Below are 3,209 nucleotides of genomic sequence, written 5' to 3'. Positions count from 1 at the left end.
TGCTTGATCCGGGTGTAGTCCTCGAAGCCGTACGCGGAGAGGTCCTTGCCGTAGCCGGACTTCTTGAACCCGCCGTGCGGCATCTCGGCGACGAGTGCCATGTGGGTGTTGATCCACACACAGCCGAAGTCGAGCTTCTTCGACATCCGCATCGCCCGCGCGTGGTCCTTGGTCCACACCGAGGAGGCCAGTGCGTAGTCGACGCCGTTGGCGTACTCCACGGCCTGGGCCTCGTCCGTGAACGACTGGACGGTCATGACCGGGCCGAAGACCTCGTTCTGGACGATCTCGTCGTCCTGCCGCAGGCCGGAGACGACGGTCGGGGCGTAGAAGTAGCCCTTGTCGCCGACCCGGTGGCCGCCCGCCTCGACCTCGGCATGCGCGGGGAGCCGGTCGATGAAGCCGCTGACCTGCGCCAGCTGGCCCGCGTTGTTGAGCGGGCCGTACAGCACGTCCTCGTCGTCCGGCAGGCCGGTCTTCGTGGCGGCCGCCGCCTTGGCGAGCGCGGTGACGAACTCGTCGTGGACGGACTCGTGGACCAGGACGCGGGTCGCGGCCGTGCAGTCCTGGCCGGCGTTGAAGAAGCCGCCGACCACCAGGTCCTCGACCGCCTTCGCCAGATCGGCGTCCTCGAAGACGACCGCCGGGGCCTTGCCGCCGAGCTCGAGGTGGACCCGCTTGACGTCCTTGGACGCGCTCTGGGCGACCTGGATACCGGCGCGCACGGAACCGGTGATGGAGGCCATCGCCGGGGTCGGGTGCTCCACCATCAGGCGGCCGGTGTCACGGTCGCCGCAGACGACGTTGAGGATTCCGCGGGGCAGCCCAAGCTCCGCGAGGACACCGCCGATGATCTCGGCTATCAGCACCGTGGACGCCGGGGTGGTGTCCGAGGGCTTGAGGACGACGGCGTTGCCCGCCGCGAGCGCCGGGGCGAACTTCCACACCGCCATCAGCAGGGGGTAGTTCCACGGCGCCACCTGTGCGCACACGCCGACCGGCTCGCGGCGGATGATGGAGGTCAGCCCCTCCATGTACTCCCCGGCCGAGCGGCCTTCGAGCATCCGGGCCGCTCCCGCGAAGAAGCGCACCTGGTCGATGGCGGGGGCGACCTCCTCGCTGAGGGTGAGGTGGAGCGGCTTGCCGGTGTCCCGGCTCTCCGCGGCGACCAGGTCGTCGGCCCGTGCCTCCATCGCGTCGGCGATCTTCAGCAGCGCGCGCTGGCGCACGGACGGTGTGGTGTCGCGCCAGACCGGGAAAGCGGCGGCTGCGGCCGCCATCGCCGCGTCGACGTCCGCCTCCCCCGAAAGCGGGGAGGTCGCGTATACGGCGCCCGTGGTGGGGTCCACCACATCGAGCGTACGGCCGTCCGAGGCGTCGGCGAACGCACCGTCGATGTAGTTGCGGAACGTGGTGCTCATGGAAGGTCTCTCCCGGTCAGGCGGCTGTGCGGGCGGAAAGGTGCTCGTGGACTGCGGGCCAGCGGCCGTCCTCCGCGCGGGCGAAGACGATGGTCTCCCGCTCGTGGACCGTCTCCTCACCCGCGTTCGTGGCGACCCGTGTCTCCACGTCGTGGCTGAAGACGGCCGTGTCGCCGAAGGGCTGGATCAGCTGGGCGGACGAGGTGCAGCCGAGGACGCGGAAGCCGTCCTGTTCCACCCACTGCTGCCAGAGAGCGCGGTACTCCGCCGTGGAGCCGAGCCGCTGGGGAGTGGTGTGGAAGAGGAAGGTCGCGTCCGGGGCGAAGGCGCCGAAGTAGTCGTCGAGGCGGCCTTCGGCGAAGGCTGCGACGAGCGCGTCCGCGGCGGCCCGGACCTCCTGGACGGTGGTGGTGCTCATGATCAGCTCCTGGTCACGGGCGTCGGGCGGACGGTGCCGGACCGCCCCGTGGTCGGTTGGGGGGGGAAGACCGGGCTCAGTGGGCCACGGCGGGCTCTGTGACGCTTTCCTCCGTGCCGCCGGTGATCGGGGGCACCGGGGAGTCCGAGGCGCGGACGAAGCGGGGCCCGGCCGGTCCGTACACGGCGCGCGGCTCGGGGAACAGGGCGAGCAGGGAGAGGTAGAGCACGGTCGCGAGGGCGAGGCCGACCGGCAGGGAGATGTCCGCGCCGTTGGCGAGGTCACCGAGCGGGCCGACGAACTGGCCGGGCAGGTTGGTGAAGAGGAGCGCCACGACGGCCGAGACGAGCCAGGTGGACATTCCACGCCAGTTCCAGCCGTGCGTGAACCAGTAGCGGCCGCCCCGCTGACGACGGTTGAAGACCTGGAGCGCCTCCGCGTCGTACCAGCCGCGCCGGGTGACGTAGCCGAGCGCCATCACGATCATCCACGGTGCGGTGCAGGTGATGATCAGCGTCGCGAAGGTGGAGATGGACTGCGCGAGGTTGAGCGCGAATCGGCCGACGAAGATGAACACGATGGACAGGACGCCGATGAAGAAGGTGGCCTGGACGCGGCTGAAGCGGGTGAAGACGCTGGAGAAGTCGAGGCCCGTTCCGTACAGGGCGGTCGTGCCGGTGGAGAGGCCGCCGATCAGGGCGATCAGGCAGAGCGGCAGGAAATACCAGCCGGGCGAGATCGCGAGCAGTCCGCCCACGTAGTTGGGGGCGGCCGGGTCGACGTACTTCGCGGCCTTCGACGCGATGATCGACGCGGTGGCCAGGCCGAAGAGGAACGGCAGCAGGGTGGCGATCTGGGCGGTGAACGCGGCCCCCATCACCCGGCGGCGCGAGGCGCCGGCCGGGATGTAGCGGGACCAGTCGCCGAGGAACGCGCCGAAGGAGACCGGGTTGGAGAGCACGATCAGCGCGGCGCCGATGAACGACGGCCAGAACAGCGGGTCGGCGGTCGAGGCGAAGGCTCCCGCGTAGCCGGGGTCGAAGTCGCCTGCGAAGGCGAATGCCCCGAGCACGAAGAGGGACGACGCGGCCAGCACCGCGATCTTGTTGACCAGCAGCATGAACCGGAAACCGTAGACGCAGACGACCAGCACGAGGCCGGCGAAGACCGCGTACGCGATGCCGTAGGTGAGGTCCGTCTCCGGGACGTCGACGAGCCGGTGCGCGCCGCCGACGAGCGCGTCGCCCGAGGACCAAACCGAGATCGAGAAGAACGCGATCGCGGTGAGCAGGGAGAGGAACGAGCCGACGACCCTGCCGTGCACGCCCAGGTGCGCGGAGGAGGAGACGGCGTTGTTCGTGCCGTTGGCC

The 3,209-nt window shown here is 70.2% G+C and carries 3 protein-coding genes; all 3 read right to left on the bottom strand.

The window, feature by feature from the left end:
• On the bottom strand, nt 1-1,421 hold a 1,421-nt coding region (locus ACFWFI_RS42035; RefSeq protein WP_387401128.1), incomplete at its 3' end, for a gamma-aminobutyraldehyde dehydrogenase.
• A 16-nt stretch (nt 1,422-1,437) separates the two neighbouring features.
• Nucleotides 1,438-1,839, bottom strand: coding sequence for a YybH family protein (locus tag ACFWFI_RS42030; protein ID WP_387401126.1), 402 nt, complete (start codon nt 1,837-1,839; stop codon nt 1,438-1,440).
• Between the two features lie 76 nt (nt 1,840-1,915).
• Nucleotides 1,916-3,209 (bottom strand): purine-cytosine permease family protein (locus ACFWFI_RS42025; protein WP_387401124.1); only part of this gene is annotated, 1,294 nt, incomplete at its 5' end.

Origin of the sequence: Streptomyces sp. NPDC060209 (assembly GCF_042728155.1) — a bacterium.
Taxonomy (GTDB): domain Bacteria; phylum Actinomycetota; class Actinomycetes; order Streptomycetales; family Streptomycetaceae; genus Streptomyces.
This window is presented reverse-complemented; position numbering and strand designations above follow the sequence as displayed.

Excerpts from the sequence above, each read along its gene's own strand:
- ACFWFI_RS42030 (WP_387401126.1), bottom strand. The coding sequence starts at position 1,839 with ATGAGCACCACCACCGTCCAGGAGGTCCGGGCCGCCGCGGACGCGCTC.